The organism is Lysobacter sp. 2RAF19, assembly GCF_052115395.1.
Taxonomy (GTDB): Bacteria; Pseudomonadota; Gammaproteobacteria; order Xanthomonadales; family Xanthomonadaceae; genus Noviluteimonas.
This window is the reverse complement of sequence record NZ_JBFRGO010000001.1, coordinates 467,831-493,279: the sequence shown is the minus strand read 5'-3', so window position 1 is coordinate 493,279 and position 25,449 is coordinate 467,831. Positions and strand designations below refer to the sequence as shown.

At 64.9% G+C, this 25,449-nt stretch carries 23 protein-coding genes and 1 pseudogene; 14 read left to right on the top strand and 10 right to left on the bottom strand.

Going from position 1 to position 25,449, the window contains the following annotated elements; translation table 11 throughout:
- Window positions 1-21: 21 nt before the first annotated feature.
- Together AB4059_RS02490 and AB4059_RS02485 are read left to right on the top strand one after the other, a co-directional pair.
- A complete protein-coding gene (locus AB4059_RS02490; RefSeq protein ID WP_498976299.1) occupies window positions 22-384 on the top strand; it encodes a hypothetical protein in 363 nt (120 codons plus the stop codon).
- Window positions 385-393: 9 nt separating this feature from the next.
- Window positions 394-1,110, top strand: a complete 717-nt coding sequence (locus AB4059_RS02485; RefSeq protein WP_498976297.1) for a glycerophosphodiester phosphodiesterase — start codon at window positions 394-396, stop codon at window positions 1,108-1,110.
- A gap of 3 nt (window positions 1,111-1,113) precedes the next feature.
- On the opposite strand, the gene AB4059_RS02480 is transcribed toward AB4059_RS02485, so the two are convergent.
- Entirely contained in the window at window positions 1,114-1,497 is a 384-nt protein-coding gene (locus AB4059_RS02480) for a hypothetical protein (protein WP_498976295.1), read from the bottom strand.
- A gap of 122 nt (window positions 1,498-1,619) precedes the next feature.
- On the opposite strand from AB4059_RS02480, the gene AB4059_RS02475 reads away from it, so the two are divergent.
- The 3 genes from AB4059_RS02475 (at window position 1,620) to AB4059_RS02465 (ending at window position 3,979) form a co-directional block, all read left to right on the top strand.
- The gene (locus tag AB4059_RS02475; protein WP_498976293.1) at window positions 1,620-2,135 is read left to right on the top strand and encodes a GNAT family N-acetyltransferase; all 516 of its coding nucleotides are present in this window, start codon (window positions 1,620-1,622) and stop codon (window positions 2,133-2,135) included.
- Between the two features lie 27 nt (window positions 2,136-2,162).
- Window positions 2,163-2,663: a peptide-methionine (S)-S-oxide reductase MsrA gene (gene msrA, locus AB4059_RS02470; RefSeq protein ID WP_498976291.1), complete on the top strand. Its 501-nt coding sequence runs from the start codon at window positions 2,163-2,165 to the stop codon at window positions 2,661-2,663.
- Between the two features lie 101 nt (window positions 2,664-2,764).
- The gene (locus AB4059_RS02465) at window positions 2,765-3,979 is read left to right on the top strand and encodes an epoxide hydrolase family protein (protein ID WP_498976288.1); all 1,215 of its coding nucleotides are present in this window, start codon (window positions 2,765-2,767) and stop codon (window positions 3,977-3,979) included.
- A gap of 3 nt (window positions 3,980-3,982) precedes the next feature.
- On the opposite strand, the gene AB4059_RS02460 is transcribed toward AB4059_RS02465, so the two are convergent.
- Together AB4059_RS02460 and AB4059_RS02455 are read right to left on the bottom strand one after the other, a co-directional pair.
- Window positions 3,983-4,429, bottom strand: a complete 447-nt coding sequence (locus AB4059_RS02460; protein ID WP_498977810.1) for a hypothetical protein — start codon at window positions 4,427-4,429, stop codon at window positions 3,983-3,985.
- Window positions 4,430-4,628: 199 nt separating this feature from the next.
- A pseudogene (locus AB4059_RS02455) lies at window positions 4,629-4,928 on the bottom strand (redoxin domain-containing protein); the annotation flags it as partial.
- A gap of 262 nt (window positions 4,929-5,190) precedes the next feature.
- On the opposite strand from AB4059_RS02455, the gene AB4059_RS02450 reads away from it, so the two are divergent.
- The gene (locus tag AB4059_RS02450) at window positions 5,191-5,856 is read left to right on the top strand and encodes a response regulator transcription factor (protein ID WP_498976286.1); all 666 of its coding nucleotides are present in this window, start codon (window positions 5,191-5,193) and stop codon (window positions 5,854-5,856) included.
- Between the two features lie 63 nt (window positions 5,857-5,919).
- Here the strand turns inward: AB4059_RS02450 and AB4059_RS02445 are convergent, their stop codons facing one another.
- On the bottom strand, window positions 5,920-7,023 hold the full coding sequence (locus AB4059_RS02445) for a ScyD/ScyE family protein (protein WP_498976284.1): 1,104 nt from the start codon (window positions 7,021-7,023) through the stop codon (window positions 5,920-5,922).
- A gap of 127 nt (window positions 7,024-7,150) precedes the next feature.
- Window positions 7,151-9,499: a GH92 family glycosyl hydrolase gene (locus AB4059_RS02440; RefSeq protein ID WP_498976282.1), complete on the bottom strand. Its 2,349-nt coding sequence runs from the start codon at window positions 9,497-9,499 to the stop codon at window positions 7,151-7,153.
- Window positions 9,500-9,634: 135 nt separating this feature from the next.
- On the opposite strand from AB4059_RS02440, the gene AB4059_RS02435 reads away from it, so the two are divergent.
- The 8 genes from AB4059_RS02435 to AB4059_RS02400 all read left to right on the top strand — a co-directional run bounded on the left by AB4059_RS02435 (window position 9,635) and on the right by AB4059_RS02400 (window position 20,175).
- A complete protein-coding gene (locus AB4059_RS02435) occupies window positions 9,635-12,019 on the top strand; it encodes a GH92 family glycosyl hydrolase (RefSeq protein ID WP_498976280.1) in 2,385 nt (794 codons plus the stop codon).
- The gene (locus AB4059_RS02430; protein WP_498976278.1) at window positions 12,016-13,062 is read left to right on the top strand and encodes a LacI family DNA-binding transcriptional regulator; all 1,047 of its coding nucleotides are present in this window, start codon (window positions 12,016-12,018) and stop codon (window positions 13,060-13,062) included. Before AB4059_RS02435 ends, AB4059_RS02430 begins: the two co-directional genes overlap by 4 nt.
- An 8-nt stretch (window positions 13,063-13,070) precedes the next feature.
- The gene (locus AB4059_RS02425; RefSeq protein WP_498977808.1) at window positions 13,071-14,351 is read left to right on the top strand and encodes a sugar MFS transporter; all 1,281 of its coding nucleotides are present in this window, start codon (window positions 13,071-13,073) and stop codon (window positions 14,349-14,351) included.
- Complete coding sequence (locus AB4059_RS02420; RefSeq protein ID WP_498976276.1) at window positions 14,348-15,334, top strand: carbohydrate kinase family protein; 987 nt, start codon at window positions 14,348-14,350, stop codon at window positions 15,332-15,334. The genes AB4059_RS02425 and AB4059_RS02420 overlap by 4 nt, the downstream gene beginning before the upstream one ends.
- A complete protein-coding gene (locus AB4059_RS02415; protein WP_498976274.1) occupies window positions 15,321-16,529 on the top strand; it encodes an AGE family epimerase/isomerase in 1,209 nt (402 codons plus the stop codon). The genes AB4059_RS02420 and AB4059_RS02415 overlap by 14 nt, the downstream gene beginning before the upstream one ends.
- A 10-nt stretch (window positions 16,530-16,539) precedes the next feature.
- Window positions 16,540-17,928, top strand: coding sequence for a glycoside hydrolase family 47 protein (locus tag AB4059_RS02410; protein WP_498976272.1), 1,389 nt, complete (start codon window positions 16,540-16,542; stop codon window positions 17,926-17,928).
- 161 nt (window positions 17,929-18,089) lie between these two features.
- A complete protein-coding gene (locus tag AB4059_RS02405) occupies window positions 18,090-18,761 on the top strand; it encodes a hypothetical protein (protein WP_498976270.1) in 672 nt (223 codons plus the stop codon).
- Window positions 18,762-19,026: 265 nt separating this feature from the next.
- Window positions 19,027-20,175, top strand: a complete 1,149-nt coding sequence (locus AB4059_RS02400; RefSeq protein ID WP_498976268.1) for a tyrosine-type recombinase/integrase — start codon at window positions 19,027-19,029, stop codon at window positions 20,173-20,175.
- A 153-nt stretch (window positions 20,176-20,328) separates the two neighbouring features.
- Here AB4059_RS02400 and AB4059_RS02395 read toward each other — a convergent pair whose 3' ends face one another.
- The 5 genes from AB4059_RS02395 to AB4059_RS02375 all read right to left on the bottom strand — a co-directional run bounded on the left by AB4059_RS02395 (window position 20,329) and on the right by AB4059_RS02375 (window position 25,362).
- Window positions 20,329-20,670, bottom strand: coding sequence for a cyclophilin-like fold protein (locus AB4059_RS02395; protein WP_498976266.1), 342 nt, complete (start codon window positions 20,668-20,670; stop codon window positions 20,329-20,331).
- A gap of 146 nt (window positions 20,671-20,816) precedes the next feature.
- A complete protein-coding gene (locus tag AB4059_RS02390) occupies window positions 20,817-22,043 on the bottom strand; it encodes an MFS transporter (RefSeq protein WP_498976264.1) in 1,227 nt (408 codons plus the stop codon).
- Between the two features lie 30 nt (window positions 22,044-22,073).
- Complete coding sequence (locus AB4059_RS02385; RefSeq protein ID WP_498977806.1) at window positions 22,074-23,066, bottom strand: aldo/keto reductase; 993 nt, start codon at window positions 23,064-23,066, stop codon at window positions 22,074-22,076.
- 161 nt (window positions 23,067-23,227) lie between these two features.
- Window positions 23,228-24,262, bottom strand: a complete 1,035-nt coding sequence (locus AB4059_RS02380; protein ID WP_498976262.1) for an alpha/beta hydrolase — start codon at window positions 24,260-24,262, stop codon at window positions 23,228-23,230.
- Window positions 24,259-25,362 carry an NAD(P)-dependent alcohol dehydrogenase gene (locus AB4059_RS02375; protein WP_498976260.1) on the bottom strand — a complete coding sequence of 368 codons (1,104 nt, stop codon included), beginning with the start codon at window positions 25,360-25,362 and terminating at the stop codon, window positions 24,259-24,261. Before AB4059_RS02375 ends, AB4059_RS02380 begins: the two co-directional genes overlap by 4 nt.
- Window positions 25,363-25,449 lie beyond the last annotated feature (87 nt).

Genomic DNA, 25,449 nt, shown 5'->3' with positions numbered 1-25,449 from the left:
CCTCCTGCGTAACGTGGGTCCATGGTCGACGGCATCGACGGCGGATTCGCCGAACTGACACGTTGGTTGGAAGACGACGCGGCGCGCACGCGTCGCATCCTGGCGGCGTTCCACCGCACGACGGTGCGCGAGCTGCTCGCCCTGGAACATGCCGCCGCCGGTGGCGAATGGGCCGAGGTGCGTCGACTGGCCGGTCGGATTTCGATGGGCTGCGTGCATGTCGGCGAAGGCCGCGCGGCCACGTGCCTGGCGCCCTTGCTCGAAGCGCAGCACGACTTCAGCCTCAAGGCGTTGTACTTCGCCTGGTATGCGCCGCGGCGCGGCGGCCTGTTGCGCCTGGTGGACCGCGCGGCATCGGTGGCGATGGGGGAAGCGTTCGCCTAGGCTGTGGCGATGGAAGCGCTGCCTTCGCTGGATGCCGCCAGCCCCGATGCGCCGCTGTGGATCGCCCATCGCGGGGCGGCCGCGCTCGCACCGGAAAACACGCTCGAAGCGTATCGCGCCGCCTGGGCGAGCGGCTTGCGCGTGCTCGAGCAGGATGTGCGCGTGCTGGCCGACGGCACGTTGGTGGTGATGCACGATGCGACGGTCGACCGCACGACGCTGGGCAACGGGTCGGTCGCGCAATTCGATGTCGCGACCTTTCGCCGTTTGCGCGCGCGTCCGTTTCCCGGGTTTCCTGCGACTGTCGCGCCGCCGGTGTTGGCGGACGTGCTGGCTGAATTCGGCGGCCGCGCGATCTTCGTGCCCGAAGCGAAGGCGCCGGGCAGTGGCGCGGCATTGGTCGAAGCGCTGCGGGACGCAGCGATTCAGCCCACGCAGGCGCTCGTGCAAGCCTTCGCACTCGAGGATCTGTTGCCAGCGGTGGCTGCCGGTTATCCGGCGATGTTCCTCACCGCGCGCGACGACGGGCTGCAAGCCGCACGCGATGCGGGCGTGCGTTGGGCGGGGCTGGATCGGCGTGCGGATCCCGCGGTGTTCGCTGCATGGCGTGATGCGGGGTTTCGCGTCGTCGCCTATACGGTCAACGATCGCGCCGAACGCGATCGCCTGCTTGCGCTCGGTGTGTGCGGCTTCTTCTCCGACGACCCGGTCGCGGTGAGGGCCTGAGCCTCACTCCTTGTCGGGACTGATCCGCAGGCCGGTGGTGTTGCGTTGAATGAGGACCTGGAAATCCGGCGTGCCGCGGCGCGCTTTCACCAGCACGTCTTCGCCGTCGTCGACTTCGGATTTGTACAGCGCGTCGCCGAACTGTTTGCGGATCGCCTCGACCACCATCTTCGCGGCGCGGTTTTCGCCCGTGCCCTTTGGAATCGCGACGATCACGTGTGCCGCTTCGGCGCCGTGCGGGGTCAGCACGAGTTCGATTTCGCCGTCGGTCTTCGCGCTGCCGCTGAATTGCAGGCGCCACTTGTTCGATTCGGAGGCCGCCGCGGGGAGGGCGAGGGCGAGTGCGACGACGACAGCCAGCGTGCGGAGACGGAGCGAGGTGTCCATGGGGCACGGTTTCGCGACGAAGGGGTGCTCATCTGGGAACAGCCGCGGTTAAGCGGGCGTGACCGGAGCGGGTTGGCGCGCGTGCTGGCAAAATCGGCCGACCCCGGGGGAGAGCGCGGCACGTGAACATCGAAGTCCGTCAGGCCCGCGAAGGCGACAGCGCCGCGATCGCGGCCTTGTACAACCATTACGTCGCCATGCCGGGCGTGACCTTCGAATTCGATCCGGTGGCGCCCGAAGAGATCGCACGGCGCATCGGCGAGGTGCAGGGCGCCGAACTGCCGTGGCTCGTCGCGATGCACGGCGAGGACCTGGTCGGCTACGCATACGCCATGCCGTGGAAGGGCAGCCGCAAGGCCTATCGTTTTTCAGTGGAGTCCACGGTGTACATCGACGCCGCGCGCGCCGGCCAGGGCATCGGCGTGGCCTTGTATTCGGCGTTGATCGCGGCCCTGCGCGAACGCGGGATCCATGCGGTCATCGGCGGCATCCTGCTGCCCAATCCGGCCAGCATCGCGCTGCATGAGCGGCTGGGGTTCCGCAAGGTCGCGCAGTTCGATGAGGTCGGCTTCAAGCAGGGGGCCTGGCTCGACGTCGGCTACTGGCAATTGTTGTTGGGCCCCATCGACCCCATCTAGCGCCGGCACCTGAAGGAGGAATGCAAGATGACCACCGAAACCGCGATCCTGGCAGGCGGCTGCTTCTGGGGAATGCAGGACCTGATCCGGCGCCAGCCGGGCATCGTGTCCACGCGCGTGGGCTACAGCGGCGGCGACGTGCCCAACGCCACCTACCGCAACCACGGCACGCACGCCGAGGCGATCGAGATCACCTTCGATCCCGAAAAGACGAGCTACCGCAACATCCTGGAGTTCTTCTTCCAGATCCACGACCCGAGCACGATGAACCGGCAGGGCAACGATGTCGGCAGCAGTTACCGCTCGGCGATCTTCTACCGCGACGCGCAGCAGAAGGCGGTTGCCGAAGACACCATCGCCGACGTCGACGCCTCGGGCCTGTGGCCGGGCAAGGTGGTGACCGAAGTCTCGCCGGCCGGCCCGTTCTGGGAAGCCGAACCCGAGCACCAGGATTACCTGCAGCACTATCCGACCGGCTACACCTGCCACGTCATCCGCCCGGAGTGGAAGCTGCCCAGGCGCGCGTGAAGCGGCGGGGACTTACGCCCGCCCGATACCAAGGTGCAATCGCCCCCACGCGGCGACTCTGCTGTGATCGATGGACTTTCCCCCACGAAAGGTCCTGAGTCATGGCACAGCATGCTGAAACCACGAATGCCGGTTCGCCCACCGGCATTCGCCCCTTCCATTTCAAGGCGTCGGATACCGACCTTGCCGACCTCAAGCGCCGCATCAAGTCCACGCGCTGGCCGGAGAAGGAAACCGTCGACGACGACACGCAGGGCGTGCAACTGGCGACGATGCAGGCGCTGGCGAAGTATTGGGCCGACAGTTACGACTGGCGCAAGATCGAAGCGCGCCTGGAGTCGTTCCCGCAATTCATCACCAACATCGACGGGCTCGACATCCACTTCATCCACGTGAAGTCCAAGCACGCCAACGCGCTGCCCATCATCATCACGCACGGTTGGCCCGGTTCGATCGTCGAACAGATCAAGATCATCGAGCCGCTGACCGATCCGACCGCGCACGGCGGCTCGGCCGACGATGCATTCCACGTCGTGATTCCGTCGATCCCCGGCTACGGCTTCTCCGAACGGCCGAGCAAGGCCGGCTGGGATCCGGCGCACATCGCGATGGCCTGGGACGTGTTGATGAAACGCCTGGGCTACGACAAGTACGTTGCGCAAGGCGGCGATTGGGGTGCGCTGATCACCGACTTCATGGGCGCGCAGGCGCCCGCGGGATTGCTCGGCATCCACTCGAACATGCCCGGCATCCTGCCGCCCGAGATTTCAGGCGCGCTCGCGACCGGCGGTGCACCGCCGGCGAACATGTCCGATGACGAACAGGCGGCCTGGGACCGCTTGCACTTCATGTACACCAAGGGCATCGGCTACGCCTTCCAGATGGGCCTGCGGCCGCAGACGCTGTACGGGCAAGCCGATTCGCCCATCGGCCTGGCCGCGTATTTCCTCGACCACGATCAACGCAGCTATCGACTGATCGCGCGCGTGTTCGATGGACAAAGCGAGGGCCTGAGCCGCGACGATGTCCTGGACAACATCACGATCACGTGGCTGACGAACACCTTCGTGTCCGGCGCGAAGCTCTACTGGGAAAACAAGTCCGGCTTCTTCGACATCAAGCACGTCAAGGTGCCCACCGCCATCACCGTGTTCCCCGACGAGCTGTATCCCACGCCGCGTAGTTGGGCGGAGAAGGCTTATCCGAAACTGATCCATTACAACCGCGTACCCAAGGGCGGGCATTTCGCCGCCTGGGAACAACCGCAATCCTTCGTCGAGGAAGTGCGTGCGGGTCTGCGCTCCCTGCGGAGCTGAGCCTCAGCCGAAGGTGAAGGAGAACAAGGCAACGCCCCGATCGAAGAACAGGATCTCCACGGTCCTGTCTTCGATCGGCGTGGTTTGCCGGATCAGTTGATACATGCGGTATTCGGACACGGTGCCGGCGCCGTCGGCATCGATGTCCGTGCCGTGCGCATCGCCCGGCGGCTTGCCGTCGAGGGTCACGCGGATGCGGACCGGGCCTTCCATCGCCGAGCCCATCACCGCGTGCATGTCGCGTGCGTGGAAGCGGAATTGCACGCTGTCCTTGCCGGCATTGGCGCGTGCGGCGTCCTCGTCCATGGTCCAGTCGCCGATCAGCGCCCATTGGTTCTGATGCAGGCGCGTGGGCGCGGTGTACACGTGGCGTTGCGAGGCGACGATGCCGCCGGGCGATGCGAAGCGCCCGGTGCGCGTGGCGCTGGCGTAGGTTTCCGGCGTTCGCAGGTGCGTCCAATCCGCGGCGGCTTCGGTGCCTGTGCCGATGCTGGGCGTGATCGGCGGAAGCGTCTTCGCGCCCGCTTCCTTCAGCAGATCGCGCAGGACGCCTTCGGCCTTGTCGTAGTCGGTTTCGCCGAATTGCGTATGCCGGATGCGGCCGAGCGCGTCGATGAAAATACAGCGCGGGCCAGTACTGGTTGCCGAAGGCGTTCCAGATCGCGTGGCGGCTGTCGATCGCGACCGGATAGGGCAGGTCCAACGCGGCGGTGAAATGCTTGACGCGTGCAGGGTCCTGTTCGAATTCGAATTCCGGCGAATGCACGCCGATGACGACCAGGCCCGCGTCCTTGTACTTCGTGGCCCAGGTGCGCAGCCACGGCGCCGTGCGCATCCAGTTGATGCACGTATAGGTCCAGAAATCCACGAGCACCACCTTGCCGCGCAGCGATTGCACGTCGAGCGGCGGCGAATTGATCCAGCCGGTTGCTCCGTCGAGTGGAGGCATCTTGCGTTCGAAAACCGAGGGCAGGGCGGGCGAACGGCCGCTGCCTTCGCACGAGGCGCCGGACAGCGCGACGGCCAGGGCGGCCACGGAGGAGGCGAGCAGCGCGCGGAACATCTTCATGACATCGGGCAAACTCAGCACGGCGCGCGCGTGTTGTCGATTGGACGAACGTATCGGCCGCTGCGGGTTGGCACGAAAATAGATGTGCAGACATCGCCCGTTGCGGTCATCCTCTTCGCTACCGTGCGTCTCCGGGTGACCGATGTCGCAACAGACCGACTGTGACCAGCGCAGCTGCGCGGTCGTGCTTGTGCTGGATGGCGATGCCGCCGTGCGCGAGCGTCTGTCTGCATGGGTTCGTGCGATGGATTGGCGTGTCGAGTGCTTCGCCACGGCGCGGGATTTCCTCGCACACCCGCGATCGGGCGCGCCAGGTTGCCTGCTGCTGGAACTGGCCTTGCCCGACATCGATGGCCTGGCCCTGCAGGGCTACATCGCGCACGAACGCACGACGCTGCCGATCATCTTCATGACCTCCCACGCCGACGTGCCCACCAGCGTGCGTGCGATGAAAGCCGGCGCCTTCGAATTCATGCTCAAGCCGCTTGCGAGGCAGTCGCTGGTTTCCGTCATCGGCGAGGCGATCGCGTCCAGCAGGCAGGCGATACAGCGTGCCGCGATCGCACATGCGTTGGGCGTTCGCTACGCGACACTGACACCGCGCGAGCGCGACGTGCTGCGCGGCGTGGCGACGGGCCTGTTGAACAAGCAGGTCGCCGCCGAACTGGGCATCAGCGAAATCACGGTCAAGGCGCATCGTGGCCGCGTGATGCGCAAGATGCAGGCGCATTCATTGGCCGAACTGGTGGGCCTGGTCGGCGCGTTGGGCACGAGCAACACGACCATGCGAACTTCGATCACTCGGTGATTTGGAGCGCTTCAACAACGACAAGGCCCGCGCGATGCGGGCCTTGCGTTGTCCGGGATGCGATCAAAGATCGATGCGCAGCACTTCACCCACGCCGGGCAGCGGCGGGCCGAAGCCGACGTGCGAGACGTAGAGGTTGCCGTCCGGTCCCATCGTCATGGCGGTCGGCAAGGTCAGGCCGCTGACGATCGTTTCCGGGCCACCGCCGGGGCGGATCCGGACGATGCTGCCCGCGCCGGGGGTCGGCCCCGGATTGCCCGTCGTGTTCTGCAGGATGTAGAGGTTGTCGCGCGCATCGAACGCGAGGCCCAGGATGGTCGTTCCTTGCGCGACCACTTGCAGGCGCGTGGGATTCGACAACAGCCGCCACACGCGCGAGGAGCCATCGACGATCGGGAACGTGCCGAGGTTGCCGATGTAGAAGTTCGCGCCGTGATGCGCGAGCGCGGTCGGCACGGCGTGCCCGACGCGCGCGGAGATGTCGATCACGCGCTGGATCTGGCCGGTGGTTGGCGAGACGCGCACGAGTTCGCCATGGTTGGGTTCCACCGCGTACAACCAGCCGCCATTGGCGACCATGCTGTACCACGTGCCGTCGGGTTCGAAGTCGTCTTCTTCGATGACCGCGGTGGGATGGGTTTTCTGATACGCGCTGAGGTTGGCGACGATCGAGGGCGTGCCGCCCGCGCCGATGCGCACGATGGCGTTGTCGCGATTGGCCACGCCATGCGAGCAACCGCCGCCACCGATCAACGCATACAAGCGTCCGTTGACGAAGGCGACATCGGCCACGCCGCTGACGAGCGAACCCAGGTCGGGGCTCGTCGTGCTGGTGGGCACGTTGGTGGTCACCGTGGTGCGATGGCCGCTGCTGTCGATGCGCGAGATGCGCCCGCCGGTGCTGCTGCCCAGATACGGGCCGACCGGCGAGACGACCTGGTCGCATTGCTTCGGCGTCGTCGAATGGCTGCCGCCGATGCCGCCTTCGGCGACATAGAGATTGCCGTCGGGGCCGAACTTCAAGCCGCGCGGATTGTTCAGGCCAGTGGCGAAGACCGACACGCCGACCGGCTGCGCGGCCTCGACGCGCACCAGTTCGGCAGCGCGCAACAACGGATCTCTCGCCTGGCCGGCGCTTGCGGAAAATGTGGCGACTGCGATTGCCATCGCAAGCACGCAGACTCGCAAGGAAGAGCTGTACTTCATGGGGAATCTCCTGGCGGAAGTTGTCCGCACAAGAGCCAACGCGAATGCGATCCCCATCGGACAGGGGACACCCGAGCGGGGAATCAATTCATTCGGTCATCGAATACGGCTGCGCCGCCCCCGGGCCCGGCCACGCCTTGTTGGGTTCGGCCTGCATCGTGAAGCGCAACTCCCCGCCGGCGACGATGTCTTCGTGGCGCAGGAAGGCGCGGTTCAGCGGCTTTCCGTCGAGCGTGGCGCTGGCGATGTAGGGATGCGCGTCGTCCAATCCGTCGGCGATCACGGTGAAGCGCTTGCCGTTGGGCAATGCGAGCGTTGCGCGCGGCAGGAAGGGGCGGCCGATGATGTATTCGTTGCTGCCCGGCGCGATCGGATAGAACCCCAGTGCGGTGAACACGTACCACGCCGACATCTGGCCCAGATCGTCGTTGCCCGACAAGCCATCGGGCCGCGGCGAATACTGGCTCGCCATGATCGGCCCCAGGCGCTGCTGCGTGCGCCAGGGTTGGCCGGCCGCGGCGTACAGATAAGCGACATGGTGGCTCGGCTCGTTGCCGTGCGCGTACCAGCCGATCAGGCCGGTGATGTCCTCCATGTGCGCGAAGGTTTTCGGATCGACCTTCGCGTCGAACACCGCATCCAGCTTCGCCAGCAACTTGTCGGTGCCGCCGTGCGCCTGCGCGAGGCCCGCCACGTCCTGCGGCACGTACCAGGAGTATTGCCACGCGTTGCCTTCGGTGTAATCGGAACCGTAACCGCTGGCGGTCGCATCGAAAGGTTCGCGGAAGCTGCCATCGCGTTTGCGCGCACGCATGAAGCCGGTGGCGGGATCGAAGGCGTGGCGCCAATTGCCCGCGCGCTGCCGGAATCGATTCGCGAGGTCCTTGCGCCCCATCGCTTCGGCCATGCGCGCGATGGTCCAATCGTCGAAGGCGTATTCGAGTGTCTTCGACGCGGCTTCATCTTCCTCGTCGATCGGCACGTAGCCCAGTTCCATGTATTGCGCGAGCCCGTCGTAGGGCCCGTAGCTGGCGCTGGCCACCATCGCCTTCAGCGCGGCATCGGTGTCGTAGCCGCGGATGCCTTTCATGTAGGCGTCGGCGATCACCGGCACGGCGTGGTAACCGATCATGCACCACGTCTCCTGGCCATGGAACGCCCAGATCGGCAGTACGCCGTAGGGGCTCGCGCTTTGCGCGGCCAGCAGCGAACGGATGAAGTCGTTGTTGCGCTGCGCCGGTTGCACCAGCGTGAGCAGCGGATGCAACGCGCGATACGTATCCCACAGCGAGAAGGTCGAGTAATTCGTGAATCCGTTTGCTTGGTGCACGGCGTTGTCGGGCCCGCGATATCGGCCATCGCTGTCCATGAACAGGCTCGGGCCCATGAAGGCGTGATACAGCGCGGTGTAGAAGCTGGTGCGCATCGGCGCGGGCGCATCGATGTCGATCGCGCCGAGCGCCTGCATCCACTGCGACTTCGCGTCCGCGCGCACGCGGTCGAAATCCCAATCCTTCATTTCGGCGTCGAGATTGGCGCGCGCACTGTCTTCGCCGACCGGCGAGATCGCGACCTTCACCACCAGCTGCTGCCCGGGCGCGTCGGCGAAGTCGAGTGCGCCGACCAATTGGCGGCCTTCGATCTGCGCACGCTGGCGCGGATCGTCCTTGCCCGGCGGCGGGAAGCCCTTGTAGGGCACGTCGCTTTCCGTGTCGTGGAATTGGTGTCCGCTGACCGGCCGCGAGAAACGCATCGCGAAATACAACTGTCGACCGGGCGCCCAGCCCCGTGTTTCGCGAAAGCCGGTGAGCGTGCCATCGGGATGCAAGCGCAGGCGCGACCACAGCACCTTGCCCGGATAGTCGTAGAGGCTGGTGCGCAGATCGACGAGCACGTGTGCGGGCTTGCCCTTCGGAAAGGTGTAGCGATGCACGCCCACGCGCGGACCGGCCGTGAGTTCGGCACGGATGCCGTAGTCGGCCAGCGTCACCGCGTAGTAACCGGGCTGCGCGACTTCCCCTTCGTGCGAGAAACGCGAGGTGTAGCCGCTGCCGGGTTTGTCGACATCGCCGCGTTCGAGTTTGACCTCGCCCGCGATCGGCATCACGAGCACGTCGCCCAGGTCCGAATGGCCCGTGCCGGAGAAATGCGTGTGCGAGAACCCGACGATGGTGCGGTCGTCGTAGCGATAGCCGGCCGCCCAGCCGTAGGCATCCTTGCGCGGCCGGATCTGCGTATCCGGGCTGAGCTGGATCATCCCGAAGGGCACGACCGCGCCGGGGAAGGTGTGGCCTTCGCCGCCGGTGCCGATGAAGGGATCCACCGCGGCCCAGGCTTGCGCGCCCCGTGCGGCCGACGCGGCCAGGGCTTGGCCCGTCATCGCGCTGCACGCCGCCGCGGCCAGCAAGAGGCCGGCTGCCTTCACCCGTTTCGTCATCTGCGCACCCGTTTTGGATCGGTCCAAGTGGCGAAAACTAGCATTGTTCGCGGACCGGGCATGCTGCACTGCGACATGCGCTTTGGCGCCGACTGTGGTGTGTTTAGATCGGTCTAATCGTTTTATTGAGAACCGATGCCCCTGCGCGTTGCGGCCGCGATGGTCTTGTTGGCGATCTCGACGGCCTCGCCGGCGGCGATGGGGCGCGCGCCCAACCTGGAAGCCGAGGTCAACACCTTCATCGGCACCCAGGACGAGGGCAATACCTTCCCCGGCGCTTCGGCGCCCTTCGGCCTGATCCAGGTCTCGCCGGTCGGTGCGCATTACGCGGGTTGGCGCTACGACGACCCGAAGATCCGCGGTTTCGGACACGCCTTCATTTCCGGCGCCGGGTGCTGGGAGCAGGGCGGGCAAGTCACCGTTCTCCCTGTGACCGGCCCCTTGAATTCGTTCGACTATCGCGAATACGCATCGGGCTATTCGCACACGGGCGAAGTCGGCCAAGCCGGTTATTACCGGGTGCGGCTCACCGATCACGGCGGCATCGACGCCGAGACCACGGCCCTGACGCGTGCGGCCGCCGAGCGTTACACCTTCGACGCGCGCCAGGACACCGGCCACGTGCTGGTGAACCTGGGCCAGGCGAACGAAAAGCACGAGGTGGTGGGCAGCGTCGTGCACGTGGTCGGCGACCGCGCCATCGAAGGCAAGCTGGTGACGAAGAGTTTCTGCGGCGGCACGCAGTACACGACGTGGTTCCGCCTGGAATTCGACCGGCCCTTCCAATCCTTCGGCACCTGGGACAAGGACGGCGACGCGCCGGGCGCGCGCGCGAGCATGGGCGCGCAATGGGAAGTGGCCAATGGCGCGTGGGTGACGTTCGATCTGCGCGCTTCGCGCAGCGTGACCGTGACCAGTGCGATCTCGCATGTCGACGCCGACGGCGCGCGCCGCAACCTCGAGGCCGAAGGCAAGCGCGATGGCCGGCTCCTGGGCTTCGACGTCATGCGCGCGGCCGCGCAGGCGCAATGGCGCAAGGAACTGTCGTCGGTGCGCGTCGACGGCGGCAGCCGCGATGATCGAACGGTGTTCTACACCGCGCTGTATCACGCATTGCTGCAACCGCTGACGGGCAACGACGCCGATGGCCGCTACCGCGGCTACGACGAGCAGATCCACGTCGCCAGCGGATGGACCTATTACGAATATTTTTCGCTGTGGGATACCTACCGCGCGCAAAACCAGTTGCTGGCGATGCTGCGGCCGCAGCGGGCGCGCGACATCGGGCGCTCGATGCTGGCGATCCACGCGCAGATGGGATGGCTGCCGCGTTGGGGCTATGCCAACTTCGACACCAACATCATGACGGGCGATCCGGTCACGCCGTTCCTGGTCGATCTGTGGAAATACGGCGCGCTCGCGGGGAACGAACGACAGGCATGGCAAGCCCTGTGGCAGAACGCGAACGGCCGCCCGCCTGCGATGTCGCGTGCGCAGGGCCGTGCGGGGAACGACACCTACCTCGTGCGCGGTTTCGTTCCCTACGATCGCGCGTCTCCGTCGAAGGGCATGGACGTGGACCCGCACCACGGTGGTTCGGCCACGCTCGAATATGCACTGGCCGATTGCGCACTCGCGCAGATGGCTACGGCGCTGGGTGAAGACACCGCCGCCGCGACGCTGCGCGGACGCGGCGGCAACTGGCGCAAGGTCTGGGATGACACCGTGGTGGATGCGCAGACCGGCTTTCGCGGCTTCCCGCGCCCGCGCGTCGAAGACGGCGCGTGGTACGCCACCCCGCGCGGCGAATACAACCCACGTTCGCAACACGGCTTCCACGAAGGCACTGCGTGGCAATACCAATGGCTGGTGCAACAGGACGTCCCCGGCCTGATCGCGGCCATGGGCGGAACCGAACAGACGGGCAAGCGCCTCGATGCGTTTTTCGCCTATGACGCGTTGTTGGCCGATCCGGCGAAGGCCGCGCGCAAGCAGTGGGTCGTCGGCTCGTACGATTACTACAACCAGTTCCGCTACAACCCGAACAACGAGCCCGACCTCCACGCGCCGTGGATGTACACCCTGATCGGACAGCCGGCGAAGACCGCCGTGATCCTGCGCGCCGCGCAATCCTTGTTCACCAATGCGCCCAACGGTGTCACGGGGAACGACGATCTCGGCACGATGTCCGCGTGGTCCCTGTTCAGCGCGATCGGGCTGTATCCGGCGATGCCGGGCACGGGGCGTCTGATCGTGCATCCGCCGCGCTTCGAACGCGTCGCGCTGGATCTGGGCGCCGGGAAAACCTTGCGCATCGAGGCGCCCGGGGCGGGCAGGGCGCCGGTGCAGTACATCCAGGCGGTGACGTTCGACGGCGTGGCTTCGCCGAATGTCTGGCTCGATTGGGACCGCGTACGCGAAGGCGGGACCTTGCGCTTCACACTCGGCGATACGCCGGGGACGTGGGGCACCGCGCCCGGCGACTTGCCGCCGCCAGCGTGCGAGGCGCAAACGCAATGACCCGACAGAAGCCCGTCACCGTCAACGACATCGCGCGCGCCTGCGATGTCTCGCGCGCGACCGTGTCGCTCGTGTTGCGCCGCAGTCCGCTGGTCAACGTCGATACGCGCGCACGCGTGGAGGCCGAACTCAAGCGCCAGCACTACGTGTACAACCGCGCCGCGGCGAACCTGCGGCGACGGACCTCCTCCAGCGTGGCCCTGGTGATCAACGATCTGTCCAATCCGTTCTTCGCCGAGTTCGCCGCGGGCGTGGACGAAGCGCTGGGCGCCGAAGGTTTCGTCACCTTGCTGGGCAGCACGAACGAATCTCCCGAGCGCCAGCAGGCGGTCCTGGATTCGTTGCTGGAGCACGGGCCGGCGGGGATCATCCTGTCGCCGGCCGAGCACAGCGACGGCGAGGCGGTGCGTCGCCTGATCGGCATCACGCCGGCGCTCGTGTTCAATCGCGCGCTTGCGGGCGGCGATTGGGATTTCCTCGCACTGGAGAATGAACGCGGCGCACGCCTGGCTACCGAGCATCTGTTGTCCCTGGGCCATCGACGCATCGCCTTCTTCGGTGGGCACGGGGACTCCAGTTCGTGCCGACAACGCCGGCAGGGCTACATCGCGGCGCTGTCTGCCGCGGGCATCGCACCGGATGCGAACTGGCTCGTCGAATGCGCGCCCACGCGCGTGGCCGCCGCGCACGCAACGCACGCGCTCTTCGAACGCGATCGGTCGTTCACCGCCGCGGTTTGCTACAACGACAACGTCGCCCTCGGGTTGATGCTCGGCCTGCAAGCGCGCGGCACGCGCCCGGGCATCGATTTCGCGATCACCGGCTTCGACGATATTCCCGAAGCCGCGCTGTCCACGCCGCCCCTCACCACGCTGTCGGTCGATCCGCGCGCGCGCGGCCGCCAGGCCGCCGAACTGCTGCTGCAGCGCGTGCGGTCGCCCGATGCCGCGCCCTGCCACCGGGTGGCCCCCGTCAAGCTCGTCGTGCGCGGCAGCAGCGGCGGGTCGCCCACGCAAACCGCTTCGAACAAGGATTCCGCATGAGCACTCCGTTGGTCGCCTCGCGCGCCGCACCCGCCACCAACACGCGCGTCGCGCTGGTGGCGATGACGGCGATCTTCTTCATGTGGGGCTTCATCACCGAGCTTAACGGCGTGCTGATTCCGCACCTGCAGGCGGTGTTCGAACTGACGCACGCGCGATCGATGCTGCTGGATTCGGCATTTTTCGGTGCGTACTTCGTGATGGCGGTGCCCGCGGGCAAGGTGGTGGGCAGGCTCGGATTCAAGATGGGGATCGTGGTCGGCCTGCTCGTCGCAGGCGCGGGCGCGCTGTTGATCCTTCCCGCGGCGCAGATCGGGTCGTTCGAACTGTTCCTGCCGGCATTGTTCATTCTTGCCACCGGCATCGTGCTGTTGCAGGTCTCCGCCAATCCCTACGTCAGCCTGCTCGGTGCACCGGAGCGCGCGGCGAGCCGGCTCAACTTCGCGCAGGCCGTGAATTCGCTGGGGCATACCGTCGGTCCGTACGTGGCGGGCGTGCTCATCTTCAGCACGACGCTGCTCAGTGCCGAGCAACTTGCGGCGCTGCCGGCCTCCGAACGCGCGTCGACGGTCGAACCCTTGTACGTGGGCGTGGCGGTGGCGCTGCTCCTGCTCGCGCTGGCGGTCTATCTGTTCCGCATGCCGGCCTTGACCGAAGCCACCGAGCGGGCCGATGTCCGGCACCACACCTTCGCCGAATTGCTCGCGCTGCCGCACGTGCGCTGGGGCGTGCTCGCGATCTTCTTCTACGTGGGCGTCGAAGTGACTGTCGCGCACTTCATGGTGACCTACGTTTCGCGGCCCGAGATCGGCAACATGTCGCCGGAAGCCGCATCGGCCTATCTGTCCTTCTATCACCTGGCCGCGATGATCGGGCGCTTCATCGGCGCGCTGCTGTTGCTGCGGGCCAATCCGCGCCGCATGTTGCCCGCGGCCGCCGCGATCAACATCGGCCTGCTGCTGGTGACGATGAACACGACGGGGAACGTCGCGACCTGGAGCGTGGTGGCGGTGGGCCTGTTCAATTCGATCATGTTCCCGACGATTTTCACCCTGGCCATCGAACGCTTGGGACCGATGACGGAAAAAGCGGCGAGCCTGCTGGTCATGGCCATCGTCGGCGGCGCGGTGATTCCGCCGCTGCAAGGGCTTTTGGTCGACGCGCTCCAGGCCGGGCAGGGCGAAACGCGTGCGCTGCAGTACGCGTTCGTCGTGTCGGCGCTGTGTTACGCCTACATCGTGTGGTACGGCGTGCGCGGTTCGCATGTGCGGATGGCGGAGCGCGCATGAAGGTCGTCTGTTTCGGCGAAGCGCTGATCGATTTCCTCGCCCAGCCCGCCACGCCGGGCGCGCCGCGCGCGTTCCTGCAATTCGCCGGCGGCGCGCCGGCCAATGTCGCGGTCGCGGCCGCGCGGCTGGGGGCGAAGGCGCAGTTCGTGGGGATGCTCGGCACCGACATGTTCGGCGACTTCCTGCTCGACAGTCTGCGCGATGCCGGCGTGGACACCGCGCACATCGTCCGCACCGACGCAGCACGCACCGCACTGGCCTTCGTGCAACTGGACGCGGACGGCGAGCGCCACTTCAATTTCTATCGCCCGCCCGCCGCGGACCTGTTGTTCCGCGACCTGCATTTCCACGAAGACGCGTTCAAGGGCGCCGCCGTCTTCCATGCGTGCTCCAACAGCCTGACCGAACCGGGCATCGCACAGGCCACGCTTCAGGGCATGGCGCGGGCACGCGCCGCGGGCGCGGTCGTCAGCATCGATCTCAATCTGCGCCCGGCCTTGTGGCCGGAGAAAGCGGAGCCGCGGCCGCAACTGTGGAACGCGTTGATGGAAGCGGACCTGGTGAAGCTCGCGCGCAACGAACTGGAGTACCTCGCCGCCACCATGCCCGGCGGCGAAGCCGCAGTCGTCGAGCGCCTCCTCGAAGGCCATGCGCGGCTGATCGTCGTGACCGACGGTGCGGCCGACCTGCATTGGCGCACGCGGGAGGGCAGTGGCCAGGTCCCCGCGTTGCGCGTGCGTGCCGTGGACACGACGGCGGCGGGCGACGCGTTCGTCGGCGGCGTGTTGTTCCGCCTGGCGCAACTGGGCGTCGACGGCGCGAAGTTCCCGCGGTTCGCCGCCGACCCCGCGGGCATCGCCGAAACGCTGCGCTTCGGCGCGGCCGTCGGCGCGCTGGCGGTGACGCGCCAGGGCGCATTCGCCGCGATGCCCACGCTCGACGACGTCATCGCCATCCTTGGAAGCCAGAATGTCGACCCCTGACTTGCCCGATTTCCGATCGCCCGAATTCCTGCGCGCGCACATCGCGCGCACGATGGCGTTCTACCACCCGCGCTGCATCGATCCGGCGGGCGGGTTCTTCCACTACTTCAAGGACGACGGCACGGTGTACGACCGCAGCCATCGGCACCTGGTGAGCAGCACGCGCTTCGTCTTCAACTACGCGATGGCCGCGAACGAGTTCGCCGAGGACACCGCGTTGCGCGCGCAGTATCTCGATGCCGTGCGCCATGGCCTGGCGTACCTGCGACAGGTGCATCGCAATCCGACCACGGGCGGATATGCGTGGACGCTCCGCGATGGCACGGTCGAAGACGCGACCAATCACTGCTACGGCGTCGCCTTCGTGCTGTTGGCCTACGCCACCGCGCGCAAGGCCGGCATCGAAGACACCGCGGGCTGTATGGACGAAACCTGGGCGCTGCTCGAAACGCGCTTCTGGGATGCCGATGCCGGCCTGTACCGCGACGAAGCCGATGCCGACTGGCACTTCAGCGATTACCGCGGCCAGAACGCCAACATGCACATGTGCGAAGCGATGCTCGCTGCCTACGAGGCGAGTGGCCAGGCGCGTTATCTCGATCGCGCGACGATGCTCGCCGACAACATGACGCGACGCCAGGCCGCGAAGGCCGACGGCCTGGTGTGGGAACACTACGACCGCGACTGGAACATCGACTGGGACTACCACCGCGACGATCCGAAACACTTGTTCCGTCCCTGGGGCTTGCAGCCCGGTCATCAGACCGAATGGGCGAAGCTGCTCGTCATTCTCGACGGACACCTGCGTGCCCGTGGCACGCCGGTCGAATGGCCGGTGCCCACGGCGCGACACTTGTTCGACACCGCGATCGCCCGCGCCTGGGATCCGGAATTCGGCGGCCTGTGCTACGGCTTCGCACCCGACGGCAGCGTCTGCGACGACGACAAGTATTTCTGGGTGCAGGCCGAGTCCATCGCGGCGGCGGCGCGTCTGGGTGCGTGGGACTGGTACGACAAGCTGTGGGCCTATGCGTGGCGGCATTTCGTCGACCATGAACACGGCGGCTGGTACCGCATTCTCGATCGCCGCAACCGCAAGTACAGCGACGAGAAGAGCCCCGCCGGCAAGACCGATTACCACACGATGGGTGCATGCCACGACGTGCTGCACCTGTTGCGCCAACATTCCGCCTGAGGCGACCACCATGTCGAAATCGCGAGCGTTGTTGTTGTCCCTTCTTTTCGTTCCGATGCTCGGCCTCGCCGCGGAAAAGCCCGCCGCGAAGTCCGCCGTTGCGGACACCGTCGACGATGCCGAAGCCGCGCGCCTGGCCGCGAGTGTCAAGACCGAATTCCTGCATGCATGGGGTGGTTACAAGCGATACGCTTGGGGCCACGATGCGCTCAAGCCGCTGAGCAAGGCGCCGCAGGACTGGTATGCGCAGTCGCTGTTGATGACGCCGGTCGATGCGCTCGACACGATGCTGCTCATGGGCCTGGACGATGAGGCGAAGGACGCGCGCGAGCTGATCGCCACGCAGCTCTCGTTCGACAAGGACCTGGAGGTCAAACACTTCGAAGTCGTGATCCGCCTGCTCGGCGGTTTGCTCTCGGCCTACCAGCTCACCGGCGACGAACGCCTGCTCAAGCAGGCCGAAGATCTCGGCAAACGTTTGCTGCCGGCCTTCGATACGCCGACCGGTTTGCCGTACGTCAACGTCAACCTGCGCACCGGCAAGGGGCAGGGCACCGACAGCAATCCGGCCGAAGCCGGCACGCTGCTGCTCGAATACGGCACGCTGAGCAAACTCACCGGCAATCCGGTGTACTACGACAAGGCCAAGCGCGCACTCGTCGAAACGTACAAGCGTCGATCGAAACTCGATTTGGTCGGCGAGCGCTTCGATGCCGTCACCGGCAAATGGACGAACACCAGCAGCCACATCGGCGCGCGCATCGACTCGTACTACGAGTACCTCTACAAGTGCTGGAAGCTGTTCGACGACAAGGAGTGCCTGGCGATGTGGACGCCGAGTGTCGCGGCGGCCAACAAGTGGCTTGCCGAAGACGTCGACGGTGCCCTCTGGTACGGCCAGGTGGAGATGAAGACCGGCAAACGCACGGGCCACGAATATGGCGCGCTCGATGCGTTCTATCCGGGCCTGCTCGCGTATTCGGGCGACATCGATCGCGCGCGTCGGCTGCAGGCATCGTCCTTCGCGATGTGGAACCTGCACGGCATCGAGCCCGAGGCTTACGACTACCGCAAGCGCGCGATCACCGCGCCGGGCTATCCGCTGCGCCCGGAAATCGTCGAATCCACCTGGTACCTGTATCGCCTCACCGGCGACCCGCAGTACCGCGTGATGGGACGCAAACTGTTCGAAGACTTCGTGCGCCACTGCCGCACCGAGGCCGGCTACGCCGCCATCGACGACGTGACGACGATGAAGCAGGCCGACGACATGGAAAGCTTTGTGCTGGCCGAAACCTTCAAGTATTTCTACTTGCTGTTCGCGCCGCCTCAGACGCTCGACCTCGACAAGGTGGTGCTGAATACCGAGGCGCATCCGTTGCGGCGCGTCCAACCATGAGGCCGGGCCAGGCGCGGAAGCAGGCCTCCAGCGTCGCGCGAACAGAGCAATAGCCGCATTACTGCCGATCGGTCAACAGCGCGTTGCCGGCCCGGGGTCTGCCGAATCCGTTTGGAGAGGCACACCATGCCGACACGATTCGTGAACGACGGAGGTGATGCATGCAATCCCGGACCGACGACCGCGCCGCGCCCTTGCCGACCCGCGTGCTGGCAGGCGTGACCGTGCCGGACACGCCCTTGGTGAACAGCGCGATCGAGTTCGCACGCACCCATTGCGAGCCCTACCTGTTCAACCACGTGATGCGTTCCTGGCTCTTCGCCACGCTCCTCGCGCAACAGAAAGGCGAGGCGTACGACGCCGAAGTCGTGGCCATCTCGGCCTTGCTGCACGACCTCGGATTGACCGACTCGATCACCGGTCCGTTGCGCTTCGAAGTGGAAGGCGCCAACGCGGCGCGGACATTCGTTCGTGGCCTGGGCGTCGACGAGCGCCGCGCGCAGCTCATCTGGGACAGCATCGCGCTGAACTCCACGCCCTCGATCTGCCTGCACAAGGAAGCCGAAGCGGCGATTTGCACGCTCGGCGTCGCGCTGGACTGGGGTGGTTGGGGTTACGACAACCTGCCGGCCGAGCGGATCGCTTCGATCGTGGCCGAATTCCCGCGGCTCGCGATGAAGGATCGTTTTACGAAGGCGGTGTGCGGCCTGTGCGAGCGTCGCGCGGACACCACCTACGACAATTTCGCGCGCGACTTCGGCGAACGCTTCGTCGCGGGGTATCGCGCGCCGTCGATGGTCGACGCGTTGATGGCGGCGCCCTTCGAGGAGTAGGGCCTCGACTTCGCGGCGAAAAAATAAAAAACCCCTGAAGAATCAGGGGTTGTTTATTTGGTGGAGGTGGGGGGAATTGAACCCCCGTCCGAAGGCGCTTTAGGGCAATTCGATGAGTGTCCGCAGCCGACCGCCGACGTTCGCACAAATGCGCAAAAACACCTAGAAAAAAGCGTTTAAACGCATTGCGATCGTGCGCCGAAGATCGCTAGTGTTCGCCCCCGTATATCCGTACCATATCCGTACGGACCGACAGGGGGCACGAATGGCGCGCTACGAGATCGACAAGGCTACGGTTCGCAACAAGCTGGTGCCGCGCAGAGAGCCGTACTGGGGCACCCCCGTGGAGCGAGGCTTGTACGTCGGATTTCGCCGCCTCGCGCAGGGCGGGAACTGGATTGCTCGCTATCACTCCGACGAACGAAGCCATGTCTATCAGACGCTAGGTCCAGTCACATCGGAAAACGACTACGAAAGCGCCGCGGTCGACGCGAAGCGCTGGCGCCGAACAGTAGATGCCGGCGTGCAGACCGATCGAATCCTGACTGTTGCCGACGTTTGCCGCGACTACACCGACGCGCTCGCAAAAGATGGGCGCGAGCGGGCGAGCATCGACTCTCGCAAGCGTTTCGACCGCATCGTGCACGATGACCCGCTCGGGAAAGTTCGCGCCGACAAGCTGACGCAACGCCACTTGGAAGCGTGGATGGCACGAATGGAGGCCGGCAAGATGACTGGCCGGAAAAGTGGGCTGCCGTCCCGCGCCACGTTCAACCGGAACCTGACATCGCTCAAAGCCGCGTTGAATCGCGCCGTGAGTCGCCGCGAGATTCCGCAGGAACGCGCGATCGAATGGGGCGCGATCAAACCGCACAAGGGCGCTGACGCGCGCCGGGAACGGTATTTGGATAAGCCGCAGCGGCGCGCGTTGCTCGACACTATGGAGCGCGACCTGCGCGACCTAGCCGAATGCGTCGCATTGACGGGCTGCCGTCCTGGCGACCCGGCTGCCATGCTGCGCAAAGACTGGGATGGGCGAACTGGGTTGGCGACGTTCCGCACGAAGACGGGGGCACGCGCCATCCCGGTTTCGCCGGCGACCCGCGCGCTGTTTGATCGCTTGGCAGAATCCAAGCTGCCGGGTGCGCGAATGTTCACCAACGGCGGCGAGGACTGGACTCCGCAGGCGTGGGCGCCGCTGGTGAAGGCTGCTGCGGCGAAGGCGGAACTACCGTCGGACGTCGTGCTGTACACCCTGCGCCATAGCTGGATCACCGACGCGATCATTGGCGGAATGGACCCTGTCACGGTCGCGAGGCTTACCGGCACGTCATTGGAAATGATTTCCAAGCATTACGGGCACCTCGCGCAGGACGCTGCCCGCGACAAGCTGGCGCAAATCAATTTCCTGTAGCGTTTAAACGCTGCGGACATTCCTGCAATGACATAGGGCGCGACCCCAACGAGAACATAGAACCAGCCAGTACACTAATTCGTAGGCCGTCACGCTTGAACCCGCTCACGCAGGACGGCGAAGGGCCGCCGAAGGGCTGCAGATCAGCAGCGATCAGTCAGCCGCGAAGGCGACTCGAACCTCGCGCCGGCCTACCGCATCGGCAAGACCAGCCGGGTCGGCCACAACACCGATTCGCGTATACGAATAGGCCGAGTCGAAGGTCTTGTAGAAAACGACGAGCGTGTCCTGGCCATACAGCATGAGGTCGCCATTGCGGATGGTGCCTGGGCGGCGAGCATCTGTAGGCAACTGGATCGGCAGTTTGGAGTGCTTTTCGTTGCCGTTGAGGTCGCTCATTTCAAGCGCGAGCGGCAACAACTGCGCAAACTGCTTGGCGGCCGCGTTGTCAGCTAAGGTGACACCAAAACGATGCTTGCCGACGGTCATCCACATGTGTGCCTCCTTCGAATTTGACGCGACGGAAGTGTCAGGCGCGACTGCCGCACGGAGATCCCTAGGCTCGGCAGCCTCGCATCCGCCGAGCGACAGCACGCCCAGTATCAGTAGCGCTGATGCCGCGCCGGTGAAAAGTCGGTAGCTCATGGCGAGTCGGCTTTTTGATTTTTGTCTGCGCGAGCAGTTTGGCGTGTCAGAACCGCCGCTGCCAGCAACACCGCCGCGGCCGCAATAAAAGTGCTTTGATAGCCCTGCGCGTCGAACAATAGACCGCCAACCGTCGAGCCCAAACCGATTGCAAGTTGGACTACCGCGACCATCAGCCCGCCGCCCGCCTCGGCGTCGTCCGGCATCGCTTCGGCGATCCAACTCCACCAGCCCACGGGGGCCGCAGTGGCCAGCAAACCCCAGAGCCCAAACAATACCGCCACCGCGCCAGTCCAAGCGCCCATCGGGATCAGGATCATGGCGATCGCCGCCATCAACACAGGGATGACGAACAGCGTTCGATATAGGTTCTTGCCCAAGAAGCGACCAATGAGCACGGTTCCAATGAAGCCTGCGATGCCAATGATCAGCAAGATTAGCGACAAAGTTGAGACATTGGTGCGCGTTACGGTTTCCAGGAATGGCCGCACATAGGTGAACAGTGCGAACTGACCCATGAAGAACGCACCACACGCCGCCATTCCAAGTGCAACCGTGCGCCGCTTAACGAGGCGGAACACGCGGCCTAAACCAACGGCGGGCTCGGCAGCCATGTTCGGCAAGCTCACCCATTGCCAGACGAAGGCAATGATGGCGATGGGCACCAGGCAATAGAAGGCACCGCGCCAACCGACGATCGCGCCCAGGAAGCTTCCAAGCGGTGCCGCAATCACCGTCGCCAAAGCATTGCCGCCGTTAAAAATAGCCAACGCGCGGGGCACTTGCTCGCGAGGCACCAACCGCATGGCCGTTGCCGCTGACAGCGACCAAAAGCCACCGATGACCACGCCAATCAGTGCGCGACCGACCATGTAGACGAAGTAGTTCGATGCCAACCCGACAACCACGCCCGACACCGCCATCAAGGCGGTCAGCATGAGCAACACATTCTTGCGGTTCATGCTGCCAGCAAGTGTCGAGATCGAAAGGCTGGTGAGCACCGCGAACGCGCCGGAGATCGCGATACCGTAGCCCGCCAATCCTTCGCTAACGCGCAGATCCGCGGCCATGGGCGTCAGGAGACTGACGGGCATGAACTCGGACGCGATCAGCGTGAACACGCACAGCGTCATGGCAAACACGCCAGCCCAATGGGCGGGACGCGCGGTGGATTCTTGTTCTGTGCGCGCGTCTGCGTTGATGGGAGTAGTCATAATTTCCATGTGCGTAACTGACTCAGTTGCGCAGGACGATCAGTCCTGTCCGATTTGCGCCATTTGTTTGACGTCCATGCGCCCGCCGTAGATTTCGAGCCGTGCCATGCCGGTCTCGATCTCGTGCAGTTCGTCAGCGGTGAGCTGGATGCCGGTAGCGCCGTTGTTTTCGCGCAGGTGATCGAGGTTGCCAGTGCCAGGGATGGGCACGATCCAAGGCTTTTTCGACATCAACCACGCGAGCGTGATCTGCGCAGGTGTCGCGCTCTTCTTGGCACCAAACGATCTGAGGAACTCGGTGATTGGCTGATTATTCTTCACGACCATCGGAGAAAAGCGCGGGAATGTTGCGCGCAGGTCAACCTTGGGGTCCATGGTGGCTTGGACATCGGTCTGCATTGTGCCGGGCAGGAAACCCTGGCCAAGCGGCCCCCACGGAACGAAGCCGATACCCAGCTCCTCGCATGTCTGCAAAACGCCATTGCGTTCAACGCTGCGCTCGATTAGCGAGTATTCGGATTGAATTGCGGCGACAGGCTGGACCGCGTGCGCTCGACGAATGGTCCTGGCACTGGGCTCCGACAAGCCAAAGTGCAGCACCTTGCCTTGCTCGATTAGGTCCCTAACCGTTCCCGCGACATCCTCGATCGGCACCGTGAGGTCAACGCGGTGCTGGTAGTAAAGGTCGATGCGGTCGGTCTTCAACCGCTTCAACGATTCCTCGACCACGCGGCGGATGCGGTCGGGGCGACTGTCCAGACCATTGGTGCCATCGATAGCGAAGCCGAATTTGGTTGCAATGTTGACTTGGTCGCGCACGGGCGCAAGGGCTTCCCCAACAAGCTCCTCGTTTACGTAAGGGCCGTAGACCTCGGCCGTGTCGAAGAACCGCACGCCTTGTTCGAATGCGGCGCGAATGACGCGAATGCCTTGCTCGCGATCAACGCCTGGGCCGTAATGGCCGCCGCTGAGCCCCATGTTCCCAAAACCAATTTCGGAAACTTCAAGATTGCCCAGCTTTCGCATTTTCATCGTATTGACTCCTCTCACGGTCCCGCGGTTGGAAGACTGCGCTGCGGCAGGCATCCATGGCGCGACACCAGCAGATAGAACACCCGCGGCGGCGGTGCCGGCCGCCATCAGGAACTGACGGCGGTCCGTCGACACAGGCCTTTCAGTGGGATATGTGGCAGTCACTTCGCGGCCAAGCTCTGCTGGAAAAACGTCGTCAGCTTGTCGAAGGGAATGAGGTCGACGCGATCGTAGAGATCCACGTGACCGGCGCCCTTGACCCAGTAAAGCTCCTTGGGCTGGCCAGCCAACTTGTAGGCGCGCTCGCTGAATTCTTTCGAGTGCGCCTGGTCGCCACTGATGAACAACATCGGACGCGGCGCGATGGTTTCCATGTCATTGAACGGGTAGAAGTTCATGAACTTGGTGTTGCTCGAAAGCGTGGGGTGCGTCGTTAGCTCGGGCGAGGAGCTGGTCGGCGTGAACTCACCGCGCGGCGTGCGGTAGAAGTCATAGAACTCACGCTGGATGGGGTGGGTGTTCGCATCCAGCTGATGGACCGTGCCCCCGGTGTATTTCGTGGCGCCACCCGCGGCTTCGACCCAGCGCTGCTCTGCTGCTTCGGCGATGATCGCCTTGCGCTGCTGCACCGTCTGGGAGTGGTTCAAGGCGTCGCGGCTGGCCGCGCCCATGTCATACATGCTGACCGTGGCAATAGCTTTCATGCGGGGGTCGATCTTGGCCGCACTGATCACGAAGCTGCCGCTGCCGCAGATGCCAAGGACACCGATACGCTCGCGATCGACGAGCGGTTGCGTGCCGAGGTAATCCACCGCCGCACTGAACGCCTCGGAGTAGATGTCGGGGGCTACGACATTGCGAGGCTGGCCGTCGCTCTCGCCCCAGAACGACTGGTCGATTGCCAAGGTGACGAACCCCTGTTCCGCAAGCTTCTGCGCATACAGGTTGGAGCTTTGCTCCTTCACCGCGCCCATCGGGTGCCCAACGATGATGGCCGGCAGCTTGGCGTTGCGGTCGGCATTCTTGGGAACGAAGAGGTTGCCAACAACCTTCATCTTGTATTGGTTGTTGAATGCCACCTTCTGAGTGGTGACTTGAGTGCTGGTGTAGAAATTGCTTGCGCCGTTGGACATGTCGGCTCCGGTTGCAATGAGGGGGCTGAGCAAGAGCGCTAGTAGCGCCACGGTCTTTTTCATGGGGTCGCTCCACTTTGAGGTGAGAGGCTCGCAGCGCTAGTAGCCGCCTGCGTGTCGTTCAGTGTTGCGTTGTCGATAACAAAGCGATATTTGACGTCGCCTTGCAGCATTCGCTCGTAGGCTTCGTTGACTTGATCCGCACGGATCAACTCGATGTCGGCAACGACGCCATGTTTGGCGCAGAAATCGAGCATTTCCTGGGTTTCGGCGATGCCGCCGATCATCGAACCGGCAAGCGTCCGGCGCTTCATGATCAGATTGAAGACAGCCGGGGAGGGGTGTGGCGTGGAGGGCGCGCCCACCAGCACCATCGCACCATCGCGTTTGAGCAGGACGAGGAACGCATCCAGGTCATGGGGCGCAGCAACGGTATCGATGATCAAATCGAAGCTGTTGGCGTGCGCGAAGAGTTCTGCCGCGTTGCGGGACACAACGACCTCGTTCGCGCCAAGCGACAAGGCGGCGTCGCGCTTGGACGCAGAAGTGGTGAACGCTACGACTGTCGCGCCCATCGCGTGGGCAAGCTTCACGCCCATATGTCCCAAGCCACCAATGCCCACCACGCCAACTTTCTTGCCGGGCGCTGCGTTCCAGTGCCGAAGCGGCGAATACATGGTGATGCCCGCGCACAGCAAGGGCGCCACGGCTGCCAATTGCGCATTGGGGTGGCGGATGCGCAGCACGAAGCGTTCGTGCACGACGATTTGCTCCGAGTAGCCGCCCATGGTCCAGCCCGGCGCGTCGCTCGTTGGCGCGTTATAAGTGCCGATCATGCGATCGCAGTAGTTCTCCAAGCCCGACGCGCACGCATCGCACTCCTTGCAGCTGTCGACGATGCAGCCGACGCCCACAAGATCGCCAGCGCTAAAGTTCGCCACCTCTGTGCCTACCGCCAACACGCGGCCGACGACTTCGTGGCCAGGGACACACGGAAAGTGCGTGCCGGCCCATTCGCCGCGCACCTGGTGCAGATCGGAATGGCAAACGCCACAGAACAAGATGTCGATTTGCACGTCGCGGGGACCAATGGCCCGACGGGCGATCTCGATCGATTCCAAGGGCTTGTCACCGGCATATGCGCCGTAAGCTTTGACGGACATGGGGGGGAGGGTCCGATTGGGAAGGTGGGCATTCTCCGCGCGAAGCACCTCGCTGATAAGGTGATGAATGCTTGTAGGCCCTATTAG